We start from the raw sequence: 17449 nt of genomic DNA on the forward strand, positions 1-17449 counted from the left end.
GAAGCACCTCGACGACACACGTTCAACACGCTTCACATGAGGTGATGCACACACTCCGTTGAACAAAGTGTTGTATGAACGTAGCAACGCGAATCGAAAACAGGATTTTTCATCAGCGAACTCTTTTATCGCTCGTGAAAAGATGGTACAAACCGTTCTAAATTGATGGTGACATTTATGCTCAACTGGGATGACGAGATCACTGCCGTAACTCCCTCGAGCGCTACGCAACAGAATGTGTTGCGCAACGCTGCGGGATCGGCTGTCGGTTCGCAAGTCGGAACGCGTTCCGCTCCTCATGCTCCCTCGGCTCAAGACGTTTTCGCGAACGACATCGCTGTCGCTCCCGTCGCTCACGCTGTTACCGGAACGGCTGCCGTTTCGGAAGCGCGGGTCAACGTCGCCGACAAGCGCATCATCAACGGCCAGACCGACGTCAATCAGTTGGTGCCGTTCAAATACAAGTGGGCCTGGGAAAAGTATCTGGCTGGTTGCGCCAACCACTGGATGCCGCAAGAAGTGAACATGTCGCGCGACATCGCCCTCTGGAAAGACCCGAACGGTCTGACCGAAGACGAGCGCCGCATCGTCAAGCGCAACCTGGGCTTCTTCGTCACGGCCGATTCCCTCGCCGCCAACAATATCGTGCTGGGCACCTACCGCCACATCACGGCGCCCGAATGCCGCCAGTTCCTGCTGCGCCAGGCGTTCGAAGAGGCGATCCACACGCACGCCTACCAGTACATCGTCGAATCGCTGGGTCTCGACGAAGGCGAAATCTTCAACGCGTATCACGAGGTTTCCTCGATCCGCGCAAAAGACGAATTCCTGATTCCGTACATCCACGTGCTGACCGATCCGGCCTTCAAGACCGGCACGCTCGAGGCAGACCAGACGCTGCTGCGCTCGCTGATCGTGTTCGCCTGTGTGATGGAAGGCCTGTTCTTCTACGTCGGCTTTACGCAAATTCTGGCGCTGGGTCGCCAGAACAAGATGACCGGCGCCGCGGAACAGTACCAGTACATCCTGCGCGACGAGTCGATGCACTGCAACTTCGGCATCGACCTGATCAACCAGATCAAACTCGAAAACCCGCAACTCTGGACGGCTGAGTTCCGCGCGGAAATCCGCGAGATCTTCCAGCAAGCGGTCGAACTTGAATATCGTTACGCAGAAGACACGATGCCGCGCGGGGTGCTCGGCCTCAATGCGTCGATGTTCAAGAGCTATTTGCGCTTCATCTGCAACCGCCGTTGCCAGCAGATCGGTCTCGATCCGCTGTACCCGAACGAGGAAAACCCGTTCCCGTGGATGAGCGAGATGATCGACCTGAAGAAGGAGCGCAACTTCTTCGAGACGCGAGTGATCGAATATCAGACTGGCGGCGCGCTGACCTGGGAGTGATCCGAGTTCGTGCTGCAGATGCATTCATCGATGGGGATGCCGTCGGCTTGGGCCGCGGCAATTTTGGCTAGGAGCAGAATCGCCTGATGCAAAGCATGCCCGGTGCGCCGCGTGCCTTCGCGGCCCACAACTATGACAGGCACTTTGCGAACCCTTCAGTGGGATGGGCAAACTTCCCCCCGGAAAAAGCCGCTGGCGTCGTTGCCGGCGGCTCGATCAAGCAATTGCCGGCGTTGAGCTTCAACGCCGAACAGATCTGGCGCGCGGTGCCTTTGGGCACGGCGCGCCTTACCGCATTCATTAGCGTAAGCGCGCAGCACCTGCGTACGCCGATGAATAGCCCGCTTCGTAGCGCGCGCCCTGAGAAGCGTCCGCGGGAAGCGGGTTTTGACGAAGGGTGTAGTTTGAACTGACTCTCATCTGAAAACCTGAAGGAGAAAATGATGGCAACTGCAAAAAAAGCCGCCGCAAAGAAACCCGCAGCCAAGAAGGTCGCAGCAAAGAAGGCTGCTCCGGCTAAGAAAGCTGCTCCGGCAAAGAAAGTCGCTGCCAAGAAAGTGGCAGTGAAGAAGGTCGCAGCGAAGAAGGCAGCACCGGCCAAGAAGGTTGCAGCGAAGAAAGCTGCTCCGGCCAAGAAGGCTGCAGCCAAGAAAGTCGCAGTGAAGAAGGTTGCGGCGAAGAAGGCTGCACCGGCTAAGAAAGCCGCAGTGAAGAAGGTTGCAGCAAAGAAGGCAGCACCGGCCAAGAAGGCTGCAGCGAAGAAGGCTGCACCGGCTAAGAAGGCTGCTGCCAAGAAGGCTGCGCCTGCGAAAAAGGCTGCTGCTAAAAAGGCTGCGCCCGCGAAAAAGGCTGCCGCTAAAAAGGCTGCGCCTGCCAAGAAGGCTGCCGCGAAGAAAGCCGCTGCTCCTGCCAAGAAGGCTGCCCCTGCGAAGAAGGCTGTCGCCAAGAAGGCGGCTCCCGCACCCGCTGCGACTTCTGTCTCGAGCGCACCGGCGGCGACGGTGAAGACCGCGCTGAACCCGGCAGCGGCATGGCCGTTCCCGACGGGCAGCCGTCCGTAATCCGGACGCTGAGCGGTAGAAGTACTTCGACACGTCGCATGATGTGTCCGATGATCGAGTAGCGCTTGAGTAGCGTGATGAGCGCTACTCGGTCAGTCCCGTTGCCGGTTTCCGGCGACGGGATTTTTTTCGCCCGGCGAAATCGCCCGGCGAAATCACCAGGCGAAGTCACCCGGCGAAAAACGTGCAGGCGAAAAAAAACGCATGCACAGGGGAGGGCATGCGTGTGAGGTCGTCGCGGCGGCAGACAGCCTCGCCGCGCGAGAGGGGAAACTTAGTGCGTGACGCGCGTGACGCCGCCGCTGGAGAGCAACCGTACGCGTTCGCCGGCGCGGAAGATCTCGCCGGTGGCACTTTGCGTGATGGCGCGCATGTCGCCGTTGTCGAGGCGGACGGTGACCTCGAGACCGTCATGCACCGCGACGCCGTTCTCGACCGCATTGCCGGCCACCGCGCCTGCCAGGCCGCCAATAATGCCCGTGACGATCGCGCCGGTGCCACCGCCGATCCTGCTGCCGGCCACCGCGCCTAGAGCGCCGCCACCGATCGCGCCGAGACCGCTCGGCTGACCATTGTTCGAACTGATCTTCACGGCGCGCACGCTATCCACCGTGCCCATGCGGACCGTTTCTTCGCGCTGCGCCTGCGACGCCGTGTACACGTCCGCGGAACTGCTGTTGTACGCACACCCCGACATGGCCAGCGAACCGGCAATCAAGGCGGCCACGATCAGGCGACTCGTTATTCTCATTCCCTAAACTCCAATAGCTCTCGGTATTACGGCAGGTCGTATCCGAACGCCTGCTTGAACCGCTCGTTGATCTCGGCCCGGCTGGGCGCGTAATTTTGCGGGCCCTGATGTTCGATCTTCAGCGCGCCCATCAAGCTCGCCAGCCGCCCGGTGGTGGCCCAGCCGAGCTTGTTCTCGATGCCGTACAGCAAGCCGCCGCGAAACGCGTCGCCGCAACCTGTCGGATCGAGCACTTGCTGTGCCTTCACCGCCGGAATCTCTTCGATACCGCCCGCGTGATGGATCTGCGCGCCATGCTCGCCGAGCGTGACGATCAGCGCCTCGACCTTGCCGGCGATCTCTTCGATCGACCAGCCCGTTTTGTTGCTCACCAGTTTGGCTTCGTAGTCATTGACCGCTACATAAGTGGCGAGTTCAATCATGCGCCGCAGCGACTCGCTGTCGAAGAGCGGCAAGCCCTGGCCTACATCGAAAATGTACGGGATGCCCGCTGCCGCGAGATGCTCGGCGTGCTGGATCATGCCGTCGTAACCGTCCGGCCCGACGATGCCGAGCGTGATGCCCTTGGCCTGATCAGCGCGATTCAGATGCGACTGCATCATCGCGCCCGGGTGGAACGCAGTGATCTGATTGTTTTCCAGGTCCGTAGTGATCATCGCCTGCGCCGTGTACGTGTCCGGCACCACCAGCACGCTCTCCGTCGACAGTCCGAGTTGTTCGAACCGGTCCATATAGAGCTGCGCGTCGACCGAGCCGAGCGTGCCCATGATGCGCGCGTCGCCGCCCAGCAGATGCAGCGAGTAGGCAATGTTGCCCGCGCAGCCGCCGAACTCGCGGCGCATGGTCGGCACCAGAAAGCTCACGTTCAGGATGTGGACCTGCTCCGGCAGGATGTGCTCCCGGAACCGGCCTTCGAAGGTCATGATGTTGTCGTAGGCGAGCGAGCCGCAAATCAGCGTAGCCAAGGCGAGCGTTCCTGTAAAAACGATAAAGGGAATGGGCGCGACGATGTGACAGCGCCGCGCATGAAGCGCGGCGCCGGGTTCGTGCGCGAAGGTGTTACTTCAGCGCGGCGAGGGCTGCGTCGTAGTTCGGTTCGTTCTTGATTTCGCCGACCAGTTCAGCGTGAACGACCTTGTCGTTCTCGTCGATCACCACCACGGCGCGTGCCGTCAGGCCGGCCAGCGGGCCGCTCGTCACGTCGACGCCGTAGGCTTGCGCGAACTCATGGCCGCGGAACGTGGACGCCGTGACGACGTTCTCGATGCCTTCGGTCGTGCAGAAGCGCGACGCCGCGAACGGCAGGTCGCCCGACACGACGATCACAACCGTGTTGGTCAGCTTGGCGGCGGCTTCGTTGAACTTGCGGGTCGAGGTGGCGCAGGTCGGTGTGTCGAGGCTCGGGACAATGTTCAGCACTTTGCGCTTGCCGGCGAAATCGGCGAGCGACACCGGCTTCAGATCCTTGCCGACCAGCGAGAAAGCGGGAGCGGCCTGGCCCACGGACGGGAACGTGCCGGCTACTTCGATCGGGTTGCCACCCAGCGTAACTTGACTCATGTTGTCGTGCTCCGAAAATTCGTCAGGATTGACGGTGAACGCGCCCGGTCAGTGCCGGGCGCGCGGGAAAGCGTTACGGATAAAAAATCTGTACGCGGAAATTGGAAGCGACCGCATTGCCCGTGTCGAGATGCACGATCATGGTCTGGGTCGTGTGCGCGGGCAGTCCGGCCGCGATCTGCGTGCCGGGCGGGACGTAGTCTTGCGGCCACAGCACGCGGCGCACCGCGACGTTGTTCTGGTCGTCGAGCAACGTGAGTTCGATGGCCGGATAGGCGAGCGCGATATTGAAACGGTTACGCAGCGGCATCTTCAGTTCGAGCTTGTGCGGACCGTCGATCTGCCGCAGATCGGACGGTTCGACCTGCAAGCCGTCGATGTCGTGCGGCGGCGTAACCTGGCAACCGAGCGTCAAGCAGGCCTTCGCATAGAGCGTCTGCGAGCGCGGGAAATACACCATCACCGTTTCGCGTTGCCACCAGGCGAGTTGCGCGAGCAGCGCGACGATCAACAGCGCCGCCACCACGGAGCCGGCGACGATCCAGCCCATGCGCCGCGGTTCGGCCGGGCGGGTTTCGCGCACCACGGGGAAGGGATCGGGGCCGTCGTCGATCGGCTGCACGGAGAAGGGTTCGCCGCTGGCGGAGACGGGACCGGTAGCGGCGGCGGGGCCGGCAGCGGCAAAGGCCGCCGCGCCTGCGCCTGTAGCCATCGGCGCATCCGGCCTAGCTGTGCCTGCGCCGGCCGGACCGAAGCCCGCCGGACCCGCGCCGGCCGCACCTAGGCCGGCCGCACCTAAGCCGGCCGCGCCGAAACGCGGTTCATTGTCAGGAATGCCATACAAGGTAGCCGGCTCGTCCAGAACCGGCTCTTCGAGCGGTTCGCTCGGCGCCGTATCGGGCGCGCGCTCGGTTTTGTGCCAGACACGCGGCGCTTCGGTATCTTCCTCGGGCGGGTCCAGGTGATACGCGAACGGGTCGAGCGGCGCGTCCGCCAGCACCGGTTCATCGTCGGGCGGTAGCGGCGCGTTGGATGCGCCGGCTTGCAGTTCGGGCTCCGGAGCGTGGCGCGGCGTGACGGCGACGCCCGCGCCGGTCGAGACCGGGGAGAGCGGTACATTGCCGGCGTTGTGGCGCAGACGCTTGTCGATGGCGGCGTCGGGTGCCGGCGCCCACGGGTCCCATGCTTCGGCGCTGAAGTCGGGGCTTTTCGGCCGCACGCCCGAAAGCGCTTCTATCGCCGCAGCCGCGGCGACCGGTTTGGCGGTCGAAAAATCACCGCCTTCGCTAATGTCGAACAGACTGCTCGATGCGTCGAATACTTCGTGGCAATGTCCGCAGCGCACAAGGCCGCGGCGCAGCGCAAGCTGTTCCGTTTGCAGACGAAAAACGGTTTCGCAGAAGGGGCAACGCGTCGCCAGGAGCATATTGAGCCGATGAGCCGGAAGGCCGTTGGTTGGACAATACGCCTTATTCTAATGGCTTTCGCGACGCGTTCCCGACAGGCATACCCAACCCTCGTGTTCGCGCCATACGCTGATGTCGATCCACCGTGAGTAGACCTGCGCGACCTCGTCCGCTTGCCGCGCCAGAATGCCGGACAGCGCGATCTTGCCACCCGGCTTGACCTTCGACGTGAGCATCGACGCCATCAGTTTGAGCGGGTTGGACAGGATATTGGCGACCACGATATCGAACTCGCCGGCGGGGCATTCGTCGGGCAGGCCATAGGTGACCTCCGCGCGGTTGCGCTCGCTATTGTGACGCGCCGACTCGACCGCTTGCGGATCGATGTCGATGCCGTACACCGGATTCGCGCCGCACTTTTTCGCGAGGATCGCGAGAATGCCGGAGCCGCAACCGTAATCGAGCACGGACTGCTCGGGCTGCACCGACTGCTCCAGCCATTCCATGCAAAGCCGCGTGGTGGGATGGCTGCCGGTGCCGAAGGCGAGCCCAGGATCCAGCTCCAGCACCAGTGCTTGGGGGTCCGGCGCATCGTGCCACGACGGCACGACCCAGATGCGTTCGCCGATCTTGATCGGATCGAACTGCGACTGCGTGAGGCGCACCCAATCCTGATCTTCGACTTCACGCACGGTGAACGAAGGCGCCGCCGGGAGGCCGATTTCATTGGCGGCGGCGGTGAGCAACACCGCAGGGTCGTGTTCCGGCGCGACCAGCGCGATCACGCGCGAACGCTGCCACGCCGTGCGATCCGGCGTGAGACCGGGTTCGCCGAACAGCGGCTGCTCGTCGGGCGTGTCGGCGTCCGCATCTTCAACCGATACGGACAACGCGCCCAACTCGAGCAGCGCGTCGGAGAATTCCTCTGCCTGCTCGCGTGCCAACTCGGCGATCAGTTCCCGGTAGCTCATGGGTTACGCTTCTTCCGGCGCGGCCTGCAGCTTCGCGGCCAACCGGTTTTCGAGGTAATGAATGCTGGTGCCGCCTTCGACGAATTTCGCGTCCAGCATCAGCTCGCGGTGCAGCGGGATGTTGGTCTGAATGCCTTCCACCACCATCTCCGACAACGCGATGCGCATGCGCTTGATCGCCTGTTCGCGCGTGGCGCCGTAAGCGATCAGCTTGCCGATCATCGAATCATAGTTCGGCGGCACGAAATAGCCATTGTAGGCATGCGAGTCGACGCGGATGCCGGGACCGCCCGGCATGTGCCACGACGTCAAACGTCCCGGCGACGGAATGAACTTGAACGGATCTTCCGCGTTGATCCGGCATTCGATCGCGTGACCCTTGAACACGATGTCGCGCTGACGGAAGGCGAGCTTCTCGCCGGCCGCGATGCGGATCTGTTCCTGCACGATATCGACGCCCGTGATCAGCTCCGTGACCGGATGCTCGACCTGCACGCGCGTGTTCATTTCGATGAAGTAGAACTCGCCGTTTTCGTACAGGAACTCGAACGTACCCGCGCCGAGATAGCCCATCTTCTTGCAGGCGTCCGCGCAACGGTCGCCGATGCGGTCGATCAGGCGACGCGCGATACCCGGCGCCGGCGCCTCTTCGATCACTTTCTGGTGACGGCGCTGCATCGAGCAATCACGTTCGCCCAGCCAGACTGCGTTCTTGAACGAGTCAGCCAGCACCTGAATTTCGATGTGCCGCGGGTTCTCCAGGAATTTCTCCATGTAGACCTGCGGGTTGCCGAATGCACGGCCGGCTTCTTCGCGCGTCATGTTGACCGCGTTGACCAGCGCCGCTTCCGTGTGGACCACGCGCATGCCGCGGCCACCGCCGCCGCCGGCGGCCTTGATGATGACCGGATAGCCGACCTGGCGGGCAATCTTCACGATCTCTTTCGGATCGTCCGGCAACGCGCCTTCCGAACCCGGCACGCACGGCACGCCGGTCTTGATCATGGTCTGCTTGGCCGTGACCTTGTCGCCCATCATCCGGATGGTTTCCGGGCGCGGGCCGATGAAAGTGAAGCCGGACTGTTCGACACGTTCGGCGAAGTCGGCGTTTTCCGAGAGGAAGCCGTAGCCGGGGTGAATCGCTTCGGCGTCGGTGACTTCCGCCGCGCTGATCAGCGCGGGCATGTTCAGATAGCTCAGGTTCGAAGGCGCCGGGCCGATACAGACGGCCTCGTCGGCGAGCTTCACGTACTTGGCTTCCTTGTCGGCTTCGGAATAAACGACGACCGTCTTGACGCCGAGTTCGCGGCAGGCGCGCTGGATACGAAGCGCGATCTCGCCACGATTGGCAATGAGGATTTTTTCAAACATAGCGGTTTTTCGACTCATCAATGGGCGCCGGGTTGATCACAACGCCGGCTGCCTCAGAGGATCGGTCGCGCGCCTGGGAACGACGGGCGCGCGGGCGGCATGCGTAAAGCGCGCCGCGTCAGCCGACCACGAACAGCGGTTGGCCGTACTCGACCGCCTGGCCGTTTTCGACGAGGATTTCCTTCACCACGCCGGACTTGTCCGACTCGATTTCGTTGAGCAGCTTCATCGCTTCGATAATGCAGATCGTCTGGCCTTCCTTGACCGTGTCGCCCACCTGGACGAACGGATCGGCGCCCGGCGACGGCGCACGGTAGAACGTGCCGACCATCGGCGAGGTCACCACATGGCCTTGCGGCGCGACGGCGGCCGGCGTAGCCGGCGCGGCTGCGGCAGCCGGCGCTTCGCCGCCGATTGCCGGTGCCGGCTGCGCGTATTGCGGCGCATATGAGGCGGACGGCTGCACGTAAACCGGCGGCGCATTCTTGACGATGCGGACCTTGCCTTCGCCCTCGGTCACTTCGAGTTCGGAAATACCGGACTCCGAGACGAGGTCGATCAGAGTTTTCAGTTTACGTAAGTCCATCAGGCAGCCCCTTTAATGCGAAAAGTGCCGGCGCATACGCAGCCGGCGCAAATTAGACGTGTTTGGAATCAGCCGCGCGACGAGCCGGCGGACAGCCGGTCGAGCGCGAATTCGAGCGCGTACATATATCCCTTCCAGCCGAGACCGCAAATCACGCCCTCAGCCTGGTCGGAGAAATACGAGTGATGCCGGAACGGTTCGCGACGATGCACGTTCGACAGATGAATCTCGACGAACGGGATGCCGACCCCCGCCAGTGCGTCCCGAATGGCCACGCTGGTGTGCGTGTACGCGGCGGGATTGATCAGTATGAAATCGGTTTTTTCAGTCCGCGCGGATTGGATGCGGTCCACCAGAGCGCCTTCGTGATTGCTCTGGAACGACGCGAGTTCGACGCCTGCGTCCGCTGCGCGGTCCGCCAGCGCCTGATCGATCTGCGGCAAGGTCACGCGACCGTAGACCTCGGGTTCCCGGGTGCCGAGAAGGTTGAGGTTGGGTCCGTGCAGTACCAGCAGTCGCGTCATGGTCGCTTCTTTTTCCGTGGAATTGGGCGCACTTTAGCGCTGATTAGAGAAACTTGTCTAGTTTCGCGCGCGTACGGATCGATGCCGGCGGCGCTTTGACGTCGTGCCGGGCGCCCATCTTCTCTCAAATCCGCGGAATTTGCGCGTAATTTCGCGCCTTCCGCAGGTAATCGAGCGTCAGAAGAATGTGAAATTTAAAGCGCGTCGAGCGTTTGTTTCAGCGCTTGTGGGTCGATTTGTCCCAATTTTGTCGAGCGAATGTTGCCATTTGCGTCGATTACGACGGTAAACGGCAGCCCGCCCGCAGTATTGCCGAACGCACGCGCGAGGTCGGCACCGCCGAAGCCGGTGATATAGATCGGATACGCTACTTTTACTTTCTGCAGGAACGCCTGAACGTTTTTCTCTGAATCGACGCCAAGTCCAACGAACTGGATGCCTTTTTTCGCGTAGTCGCGCTGAAGCTGCGACAGAGACGGCATTTCTTCGACGCAAGGCCCACACCACGACGCCCAGAAGTTGACGACGATTGGGTGCCCTTTGAGCACACTTAGCGTTTGCGGCTTGCCGTCCACCGTCGTGACGGGGGCGGTCCAGAGCTGCGCGACGGCGCTTTGGGGGGAGGCCGGTTGCGCGGCGTGCGCGACTTCCCCGGTGCCGCCGTTCAGCCAATGGTTGGCCAATACACCGCCCCCCGCGGCGGCGATGGCGACACACGCGCCGGCCAGAATCCGTCTCATATTCATCTTGGTCAGTCTAGTTGGTTGAAGGAGCGACGTCGCTGCCGTCGAGCAGCGTCTGCACGGCCTGCAGGTTCGCGCGCGCCGTGCGGCCGCGCGCGTCGGCACGCACCGCGCCGCGCAGGTCGTCCGTTTCGTAGAGCGCCACGTGCACGCCGACCGGCTCCGCGTCGCGGCCTTCATTCGTGGGGCGCCACAGGAAGCTAAGCGTCTCGACATAGCCGCGGCCGGCGAAATGCCGCGTTTCCGAGACGTCGTACTGAATGTCGGCGTTAAGAAAATAGATCGCGACTTCTTTGGGGTTGTCGCAGAACACCTGAAGGTGGATATCCGAGTGCTCGCCGGCGGTGCCGCCTAGCACCGCGCCGGTCAAATAAGGATTGAACGGCGCGAGCCGTTCCATCCAGTCGACTGCGATATGGCGCAGCCGCCGCAGCAGCGCGGGCTGGCTGTCGCCCTGGAATAGCGACTGATACTCGCGGATTTCTTCTTCAATCTGGTCGTTATCCGGCAGCCATTCGCCGGCAACACGGCTCTCGCCGATCACCTGGCGGGCGGCTTTGCGCTTCGCCGTGGCGTAGTCCAGACCGTCTTCGGCGATCAGGCGGGCAGCCGCGATGGCGATTTCCTCGCGCACGCGCTGCGGATCGAAGTGTGATTTGCGAACCATCCCTCGATCATACTAGAGATTGGCGACGGCCTTTCCTGGCGGGTCGCACAGCGCGCGGGGCGCGGCGGGGCGGGCGCGCGCGCATAGGGTGATCGAAAGGCGTCGGTTACAATAGCGTCCTTTGCAGACGGTCGTTTCGGCCGCTCTTCTGCGCTCCCATCCCTCTCAGGAAAACCCCGGGCCGCGCCCGCTTTTCTTGCCCCCTCGGGGGAACGGCGCGAAGCGCCGGATTAGTAGGGGCTTTTCCAGGAAAAACGCCCGCGCGGCACGACAGGCTTATGCACATCCACATCCTCGGTATCTGCGGCACGTTCATGGGCGGTCTCGCGGTCCTCGCGCGCGGCGCGGGCCACACCGTGACGGGTTGCGACGCCGGCGTCTATCCGCCCATGAGCACCCAGCTCGAGGCGCAAGGCATTGGCCTGATTGAAGGCTACGACGCGGACCAGTTGAACGGCCTGAACGCGGACCTGTTCGTGATCGGCAATGTGGTCTCGCGCGGCAACCCGCTGATGGAAGCCATTCTCGACCGCGGCTTGCCGTACACCTCCGGCCCGCAATGGCTCGGCGAGCATGTGCTGAACGGCAAATGGGTGCTGGCGGTGGCCGGCACGCACGGCAAGACCACCACCAGCTCGATGCTGACCTGGCTGCTCGAAGACGCCGGCCTCAACCCGGGCTTTCTGATCGGCGGCGTGCCGCTGAATTTCGGCGTGTCGGCACGGCTGACCGACTCCAGCTTCTTTGTGATCGAAGCCGACGAGTACGACACGGCCTTCTTCGACAAACGCTCCAAGTTCGTCCACTACCGGCCCAAGACCGCGGTGCTGAACAACCTCGAATTCGATCACGCCGACATCTTTCCGGATCTGGGCGCGATCGAAACGCAGTTCCATCATCTGATCCGCACCGTGCCGGGCATCGGCCGCGTGGTCACGAATGGCCGTGAAGACGCGCTCGAGCGCGTGCTGACACGCGGCTGCTGGAGCGAAGTGGAGCGCTTCGGCGTGCAGGGCGGCTGGCAAACCTTGCCGGCGGAAGACGGCGTGCCGGTCGACGAGCGCTTCGCCGTGTATCACAACAGCAAGCGCGTCGGCGTGGTCGAGTGGGAGGTGCAAGGCGAGCACAACCGCATGAACGCGCTGGCCGCGATTGCCGCCGCACGCCATGTCGGCGTGCCGCCGGCGCAGGCGGCCCGGTCGCTGGCGAGCTTTCGCAACGTCAAGCGGCGCATGGAAGTGCGCGGCAGCGTCGACGGCGTGACCGTGTACGACGACTTCGCGCATCACCCGACCGCGATCGATACGACCGTGGCCGGCTTGCGCGCCCGCGTCGGCCGCGACAACACGCGGATTCTCGCCGTGCTGGAACCGCGTTCGAACACCATGAAGCTCGGCGTGATGAAGGCGCAATTGCCGGCCAGTCTCGCCGACGCCGACCTCGTGTTCGGCTACGGCGCGCCGACCGGCCGCGACGCGCTCGGCTGGAATCTCGGCGAGGCGCTCGCGCCGCTCGGCGGCAAGGCGCAGGCTTTCGACAATCTCGACGCGCTGGTCAAGGCGGTAGTCCACGCAGCGCGCCCGGGCGACCAGATTCTGGTGATGAGCAACGGCGGCTTCGGCGGCGTGCATCAGAAACTGCTCGACGCCCTTTCCGCGCGAGGCGCTTCGTGATCCTTTATCTACACGGTTTCCGCTCGTCACCCAATTCGTTCAAGGCGCGCGTGCTGGCGGCGCGGCTCGTCGAGCTCGGCCGCAGCGACGAATGGTGTTGTCCGATGTTGCCGGTTTCGCCGTTCGAGACCGTGGCGCTCGCCGAATCGCTGGTGGCCGCGGCGCAGCCGAAAGTCGTCACGCTGATCGGCAGTTCGCTCGGCGGCTATTTCGCCACGCATCTGGCTGAAAAGCACGGTTGGCCGGCGGTGCTGCTGAACCCGGCGGTCGTGCCGCAGCGCGATCTGAGCGCCTATCTCGGCGAGCAGCCGTTGTGGCACGGCGGCGGCAGCATCGTCGTCGAGCCGCATCACCTGGATGAGTTGCGCGCGCTCGGCGTCGCCTCGATCACGCGGCCTGAACGCTATTATTTGATGGCCGCCACCGGCGACGAAGTGCTCGACTACCGCGAAATGCTCGCGCACTATCCCGGCGCACGGACTACGCTGATCGAAGGGAGCGACCATGCGATCAGCGAGTTCGCGCAATACGTCGACGACGTGCTGGCCTTTTGCGACGCCGAAGACGTCGAGCCGCCGGCGCCGCGCGAAGCCGCTTGATGTTGCATTAAGTCACGTCATGCCGGGTGTTCCGGCAGCGCGGCAGTTGCCGCGCATCATGATTCATGCCGCAGGCGCGCGTACCGCGCCGCGGATCCACTACCACGACACGTTGCCGTGCCGCGCGCGCAATGACCGATCGCTGAACCAGATCGGGCGCGCCGGCGGATGCAAGTCAGAACGAGAGTATTGAGTGAACGTTTTCTTCGAGGAATCGGGCAGTTTCAAGGCCGGCAGCGTGCTGTCGCGCCAGGGCGATGCTTTTCAGGTCGAGCTGCCGGGCGGCCGGCGCACCAAGGTGCGCGCGAAAGACGTGCTGATCGAATTCGACAAGCCGAGCGCGGCCGAGCTGATGCAACAGGCCGACGCCGCCGCGCAGGAGATCGATCTGGATTTTCTGTGGGAATGCGCGCCTGACGACGAGTTTCCGTTCGCGACCCTTGGCGCCGAGTATTTCGGCGAGCGTTTCGGCTCGATAGAGCGCGCCGCGCTGGTGTTGCGCATGCACGGCTCGCCGGTGTACTTCCGCCGCAAGGGCCGTGGCATGTATCAGCGCGCGCCACAGGAACAACTGAAGATGGCGCTCGCCGGCCTCGAGCGCAAGCGCCAGCAGGCGCTGGTGCAGGCCGGCTACGAAGACGAGCTGAAAGCCGGCCGTCTGCCGGAAGCCTTCACCGGCAGCAAGGCGCTGGCTCTGTTGACCAGGCCGGACAAGAACACGATCGAGTACAAGGCGCTCGAAGGCGCGGCGGCAGCGCGCGGCATCTCGCAAGCGCGTCTGATGCTGGAAAACGGCGCCATTCCGTCGGCGCGCGCGCTGCACGAAGCGAAATTCCTCTCCGAGTTTTTCCCGCACGGCACGGCCTTTCCGCCCGTTACGGTCGGCAGCTTGCCGGAGGATCTGCCCGAAGCAAACCTGCAGGCATTTTCGATCGACGACATCACCACGACTGAAATCGACGACGCTTTCTCCGTCGAGCATCTGGCCGATGGCCGCGTGCGGATCGGCGTGCACATCGCCGCACCGGCGCTCGGCATTCAGCGTGGCGACGAGGTCGATGCGATCGCTCGCACGCGTCTGTCGACGGTGTATATGCCTGGCGACAAGATCACCATGCTGCCCGACAGCGTCGTCGAAGCGTTCACGCTGGCCGAAGGCGGCTTGCGTCCGGCGCTCTCGCTGTATGTGATCGTCAATCGCGAGACGCAGGAAATCGTCGCGAGCGAAACGCGCGCCGAGCGCGTGTTCGTCAAGAACAACCTGCGCCACAACACGCTCGACGAGTTGGTCACCGAAGAGGCGCTCGCCGCCGGCACCGGCGACTATCCGCACAAGGACGACATCGCCGTGCTGTGGCCGTTCGCGCAGGCGCTGTTCGAAAAGCGTCAGGCCGCGCGCGCCGGTTACGGTTTGCGTCGCGAAGTGCAGCGCAACACCGACTTCAACTTCTACGTGGAAGGCGAGCACATCACGATCACACCGCGCCGGCGTGGGTCGCCGCTCGATACGATCGTCGCCGAGTTGGCGATTCTCGCGAACTCGTCGTGGGGCGCGTTCCTGCATGACCACGGCGTGCCGGGCATTTATCGCACGCAACGCGCATTCGGTGCGCCGACCGGTCCGAAGCGCACGCGTATGCAGACTAACGCCGCACCGCACGAAGGACTCGGCGTCACGCAGTACGCCTGGAGCACGTCGCCGCTGCGTCGTTATGTCGACCTGGTTAATCAGTGGCAGCTGATTGCCTGCGTGCAGCACGGCGTGACCGCGAAACTGGCCGCTCCGTTCAAGCCCAAAGACGCCGATCTGTTCGCTGTCGTGCAAGGTTTCGACGATACGTATACCGCGTACGCCGATCACCAGCGTCGCATGGAATATTTCTGGTGTCTGCGCTGGCTGAAGCAGGAGAACAGGAAGCAGGTGGTGGCGTCGGTCGTGAAGGGCGATCTGGTGCGCCTTGAAGAGATTCCGCTGCTGCTGCATGTGCCTGGCCTCGGCGTGCACGCGCGCGGCACGCGTTTGCAGATGGAAGTGATGTCGATCGATGAGTTGACAGTCGAAGCGTCCGTGCGTCTGCTACACGTGCTCGACGCGCCGACCGTGACGAGCGGCAGCGAGGCTGAGGAAGCGGACGAGGGCGAAGAGGAGATCATCGACGCCCCGAACGAGAGCGCCGAAGGCGAAGCCGAGGCGCAGGCGGAAGCCGAATTCGACGGCAACGACGCGGCTGCTGTGAAGAACGATGCCGAAAGCAGCGATGGCGCGGACGGTGCCGTTACCCATCAGCACATTGCGGAGCCGGGGCGATGAGCACCCAGGATTCACGCGACCGCTATGCGGTCATCGGCAACCCGGTCGGCCACAGCAAGTCGCCGTTCATTCATGGGCGCTTTGCCGCGCAGACCGGCGAGCCCGTCGAGTATGGCCACCTGCTCGCGCCGGTGGATGCGTTCGTGCCGCACGTGCGGGCTTTCATCGATGCGGGCGGGCGTGGGCTGAACGTGACCGTGCCGTTCAAGCTCGACGCGCATGCCTTTGCGGACACGTTGTCGCCGCGCGCGGCGGCGGCGGGCGCGGTGAATACGTTGCGCATCGACGCGAATGGTATTTACGGCGACAACACGGACGGCTTCGGCCTCGTGCGCGACATCGAGGTGAATCTCGGCGTGTCCTTGAGGGGCGCGCGCATTCTATTGCTCGGCGCGGGCGGCGCCGCGCGCGGCGTGGTGCTGCCGATGCTGGACCGCGCGCCGCATACGTTGACCATCGTCAATCGCACGGCGGAAAAGGCCGAGGCGCTGGTGGATCAATTCGCGCAAGCCGCGCGTGATGCCGCGTGCCGATTGAGCGGCGGCAGCGCGCGGGCGATCGAGGCGGGCACCTATGACGTGATCGTCAACGCGACGGCGGGCAGTCTGGACGCGTCGCTGCCGGAGTGCGACGACCGCGCGTTCGGCAACGGGACGCTTGCCTACGACATGATGTACGGCGCGCATCCGACGGTCTTCATGGAGCACGCGCGGAAGCTGGGCGCGCGCGGTGCGGACGGGCTCGGCATGCTGGTCGAACAGGCGGCTGAATCGTTTTACGTGTGGCGTGGCGTGCGGCCCGATGGCGCGCCGGTGCTGGCCGAATTGCGCGCGCTGTTGACGGCGCCGTCGCACACCTAAGGCGGCGATTACTTTGCAGCGGCCATTGACACGAGGACTCGACGCACGATGACAGCAACGCGGCGCGTGAGCCGGCCAGGTCCGGTGCGATGGATCGTCTATCTGGGCGCCGTGGTGGCGATTGCGTGGCTGGCGACGCAGGCGTTTTACTTCGGGCAGATCGCGGTTTGGAACTACGTCAATCCGCGGAGTACGTCGTTTATGCGGTCGGACGCGTGGCGGTTGTCGCAGGATCGGCCGGATCTTTCAGTGCAGCATACGTGGGTGTCGTATGACCAGATTTCGCGGAATCTGAAGCGCGCGATTATTGCTTCTGAGGATGCGAATTTTGTTAATAACAACGGCTATGAGACCGACGCTATTTTGCAGGCTTGGGAGCGGAATAAGGCTAAGGGCAAGATTGTGCGCGGTGGGTCGACTATCACTCAGCAGCTGGCGCGGAATCTGTTCTTGTCGCGGGAGAAGAGTTATATCCGGAAGGGGCAGGAACTCATCATTACCTGGATGCTTGAGACCTTGATGGATAAGGAACGGATCTTTGAGATTTATCTCAACTCCGTTGAGTGGGGGAATGGGGTTTATGGGGCTGAGGCGGCGGCTCGTTATTATTACAAGACGTCGGCGAGTAAGTTGACTGCTGCGCAGTCGGCGCGATTGGCTGTCATGCTGCCGCAGCCTAAGTATTTTGATGAGCATCGGGGGTCGCAGTATTTGGCGCAGCGGGCGCGGGTTATTGCGAGGCGGATGGGGGCGGCGGAGTTGCCCGATTGATGAGGTTTTTGCCCTTGCGCGGTGCTTTGGGTGGGGTTTTTGTGGTGTTGGCCTTTCCTTGTATTCTCAGTGGTCTATTAGCGTCGCCCCTGTGCGGGGCAGGCACCTACTTTCTTTGCCGCGGCAAAGAAAGTAGGCAAAGAAAGCCGCTTTACACCGCTAACCCTTAAGCGGAGCCCTCGCGCAGCTGC

At 63.3% G+C, this 17449-nt stretch carries 18 protein-coding genes; 8 read left to right on the top strand and 10 right to left on the bottom strand.

The window, feature by feature from the left end; translation table 11 throughout:
- The first annotated feature begins 177 nt into the window (after positions 1–177).
- The 3 genes from B0G73_RS32275 to B0G73_RS32285 all read left to right on the top strand — a co-directional run bounded on the left by B0G73_RS32275 (position 178) and on the right by B0G73_RS32285 (position 2465).
- On the top strand, positions 178–1404 hold the full coding sequence (locus B0G73_RS32275; RefSeq protein WP_106285193.1) for a ribonucleotide-diphosphate reductase subunit beta: 1227 nt from the start codon (positions 178–180) through the stop codon (positions 1402–1404).
- A gap of 86 nt (positions 1405–1490) precedes the next feature.
- A complete protein-coding gene (locus B0G73_RS32280; RefSeq protein ID WP_106285194.1) occupies positions 1491–1817 on the top strand; it encodes a hypothetical protein in 327 nt (108 codons plus the stop codon).
- 30 nt (positions 1818–1847) lie between these two features.
- A complete protein-coding gene (locus B0G73_RS32285; RefSeq protein WP_012434386.1) occupies positions 1848–2465 on the top strand; it encodes a histone H1-like DNA-binding protein in 618 nt (205 codons plus the stop codon).
- A 274-nt stretch (positions 2466–2739) separates the two neighbouring features.
- Here the strand turns inward: B0G73_RS32285 and B0G73_RS32290 are convergent, their stop codons facing one another.
- The 10 genes from B0G73_RS32290 to B0G73_RS32335 all read right to left on the bottom strand — a co-directional run bounded on the left by B0G73_RS32290 (position 2740) and on the right by B0G73_RS32335 (position 11044).
- Positions 2740–3216, bottom strand: coding sequence for a glycine zipper 2TM domain-containing protein (locus tag B0G73_RS32290; protein WP_106285195.1), 477 nt, complete (start codon positions 3214–3216; stop codon positions 2740–2742).
- Positions 3217–3242: 26 nt separating this feature from the next.
- On the bottom strand, positions 3243–4181 hold the full coding sequence (locus B0G73_RS32295; protein ID WP_106285196.1) for a carbohydrate kinase family protein: 939 nt from the start codon (positions 4179–4181) through the stop codon (positions 3243–3245).
- 94 nt (positions 4182–4275) lie between these two features.
- Entirely contained in the window at positions 4276–4776 is a 501-nt protein-coding gene (gene tpx, locus B0G73_RS32300) for a thiol peroxidase (protein ID WP_106285197.1), read from the bottom strand.
- Between the two features lie 73 nt (positions 4777–4849).
- Positions 4850–6202 (bottom strand): zinc-ribbon and DUF3426 domain-containing protein, encoded by a 1353-nt coding sequence (locus B0G73_RS32305; RefSeq protein WP_106285198.1) that lies wholly within the window; start codon positions 6200–6202, stop codon positions 4850–4852.
- Positions 6203–6250: 48 nt separating this feature from the next.
- Positions 6251–7153: a 50S ribosomal protein L11 methyltransferase gene (gene prmA, locus B0G73_RS32310; protein ID WP_106285199.1), complete on the bottom strand. Its 903-nt coding sequence runs from the start codon at positions 7151–7153 to the stop codon at positions 6251–6253.
- A gap of 3 nt (positions 7154–7156) precedes the next feature.
- Entirely contained in the window at positions 7157–8524 is a 1368-nt protein-coding gene (accC, locus tag B0G73_RS32315; RefSeq protein ID WP_106285200.1) for an acetyl-CoA carboxylase biotin carboxylase subunit, read from the bottom strand.
- A gap of 118 nt (positions 8525–8642) precedes the next feature.
- A complete protein-coding gene (gene accB, locus B0G73_RS32320) occupies positions 8643–9110 on the bottom strand; it encodes an acetyl-CoA carboxylase biotin carboxyl carrier protein (protein WP_106285201.1) in 468 nt (155 codons plus the stop codon).
- 68 nt (positions 9111–9178) lie between these two features.
- On the bottom strand, positions 9179–9634 hold the full coding sequence (aroQ, locus tag B0G73_RS32325; RefSeq protein ID WP_030100935.1) for a type II 3-dehydroquinate dehydratase: 456 nt from the start codon (positions 9632–9634) through the stop codon (positions 9179–9181).
- Between the two features lie 194 nt (positions 9635–9828).
- On the bottom strand, positions 9829–10380 hold the full coding sequence (locus tag B0G73_RS32330; RefSeq protein ID WP_181196687.1) for a TlpA disulfide reductase family protein: 552 nt from the start codon (positions 10378–10380) through the stop codon (positions 9829–9831).
- 10 nt (positions 10381–10390) lie between these two features.
- Entirely contained in the window at positions 10391–11044 is a 654-nt protein-coding gene (locus tag B0G73_RS32335; protein WP_106285203.1) for a UDP-N-acetylmuramate--alanine ligase, read from the bottom strand.
- A 278-nt stretch (positions 11045–11322) separates the two neighbouring features.
- Here B0G73_RS32335 and mpl point away from each other — a divergent pair, with 278 nt between their 5' ends.
- The 5 genes from mpl to mtgA all read left to right on the top strand — a co-directional run bounded on the left by mpl (position 11323) and on the right by mtgA (position 17258).
- Positions 11323–12717: a UDP-N-acetylmuramate:L-alanyl-gamma-D-glutamyl-meso-diaminopimelate ligase gene (gene mpl / locus B0G73_RS32340; protein ID WP_106285204.1), complete on the top strand. Its 1395-nt coding sequence runs from the start codon at positions 11323–11325 to the stop codon at positions 12715–12717.
- Positions 12714–13316, top strand: coding sequence for a YqiA/YcfP family alpha/beta fold hydrolase (locus B0G73_RS32345; protein ID WP_106285205.1), 603 nt, complete (start codon positions 12714–12716; stop codon positions 13314–13316). The genes mpl and B0G73_RS32345 overlap by 4 nt, the downstream gene beginning before the upstream one ends.
- A gap of 193 nt (positions 13317–13509) precedes the next feature.
- Positions 13510–15627 carry a ribonuclease catalytic domain-containing protein gene (locus B0G73_RS32350; protein ID WP_106285206.1) on the top strand — a complete coding sequence of 706 codons (2118 nt, stop codon included), beginning with the start codon at positions 13510–13512 and terminating at the stop codon, positions 15625–15627.
- Positions 15624–16487, top strand: a complete 864-nt coding sequence (gene aroE / locus B0G73_RS32355; RefSeq protein ID WP_106285207.1) for a shikimate dehydrogenase — start codon at positions 15624–15626, stop codon at positions 16485–16487. Before B0G73_RS32350 ends, aroE begins: the two co-directional genes overlap by 4 nt.
- A gap of 48 nt (positions 16488–16535) precedes the next feature.
- Positions 16536–17258, top strand: a complete 723-nt coding sequence (gene mtgA / locus B0G73_RS32360) for a monofunctional biosynthetic peptidoglycan transglycosylase (protein WP_106285208.1) — start codon at positions 16536–16538, stop codon at positions 17256–17258.
- The last annotated feature ends 191 nt before the right edge of the window (positions 17259–17449 follow it).

The organism is Paraburkholderia sp. BL25I1N1 (genome assembly GCF_003002025.1).
Classification (GTDB): Bacteria; Pseudomonadota; Gammaproteobacteria; order Burkholderiales; family Burkholderiaceae; genus Paraburkholderia.

Bases quoted from the DNA above. Each gene is read 5' to 3' on its own strand.
- B0G73_RS32275 (WP_106285193.1), top strand. From the start codon at position 178: ATGCTCAACTGGGATGACGAGATCACTGCCGTAACTCCCTCGAGCGCT.
- B0G73_RS32280 (WP_106285194.1), top strand. From the start codon at position 1,491: ATGCAAAGCATGCCCGGTGCGCCGCGTGCCTTCGCGGCCCACAACTAT.
- B0G73_RS32285 (WP_012434386.1), top strand. From the start codon at position 1,848: ATGGCAACTGCAAAAAAAGCCGCCGCAAAGAAACCCGCAGCCAAGAAG.
- B0G73_RS32290 (WP_106285195.1), bottom strand. From the start codon at position 3,216: ATGAGAATAACGAGTCGCCTGATCGTGGCCGCCTTGATTGCCGGTTCG.
- tpx (WP_106285197.1), bottom strand. From the start codon at position 4,776: ATGAGTCAAGTTACGCTGGGTGGCAACCCGATCGAAGTAGCCGGCACG.
- B0G73_RS32305 (WP_106285198.1), bottom strand. From the start codon at position 6,202: ATGCTCCTGGCGACGCGTTGCCCCTTCTGCGAAACCGTTTTTCGTCTG.
- prmA (WP_106285199.1), bottom strand. From the start codon at position 7,153: ATGAGCTACCGGGAACTGATCGCCGAGTTGGCACGCGAGCAGGCAGAG.
- accC (WP_106285200.1), bottom strand. From the start codon at position 8,524: ATGTTTGAAAAAATCCTCATTGCCAATCGTGGCGAGATCGCGCTTCGT.
- accB (WP_106285201.1), bottom strand. From the start codon at position 9,110: ATGGACTTACGTAAACTGAAAACTCTGATCGACCTCGTCTCGGAGTCC.
- aroQ (WP_030100935.1), bottom strand. From the start codon at position 9,634: ATGACGCGACTGCTGGTACTGCACGGACCCAACCTCAACCTTCTCGGC.
- B0G73_RS32330 (WP_181196687.1), bottom strand. From the start codon at position 10,380: ATGAATATGAGACGGATTCTGGCCGGCGCGTGTGTCGCCATCGCCGCC.
- B0G73_RS32335 (WP_106285203.1), bottom strand. From the start codon at position 11,044: ATGGTTCGCAAATCACACTTCGATCCGCAGCGCGTGCGCGAGGAAATC.
- mpl (WP_106285204.1), top strand. From the start codon at position 11,323: ATGCACATCCACATCCTCGGTATCTGCGGCACGTTCATGGGCGGTCTC.
- aroE (WP_106285207.1), top strand. From the start codon at position 15,624: ATGAGCACCCAGGATTCACGCGACCGCTATGCGGTCATCGGCAACCCG.
- mtgA (WP_106285208.1), top strand. From the start codon at position 16,536: ATGACAGCAACGCGGCGCGTGAGCCGGCCAGGTCCGGTGCGATGGATC.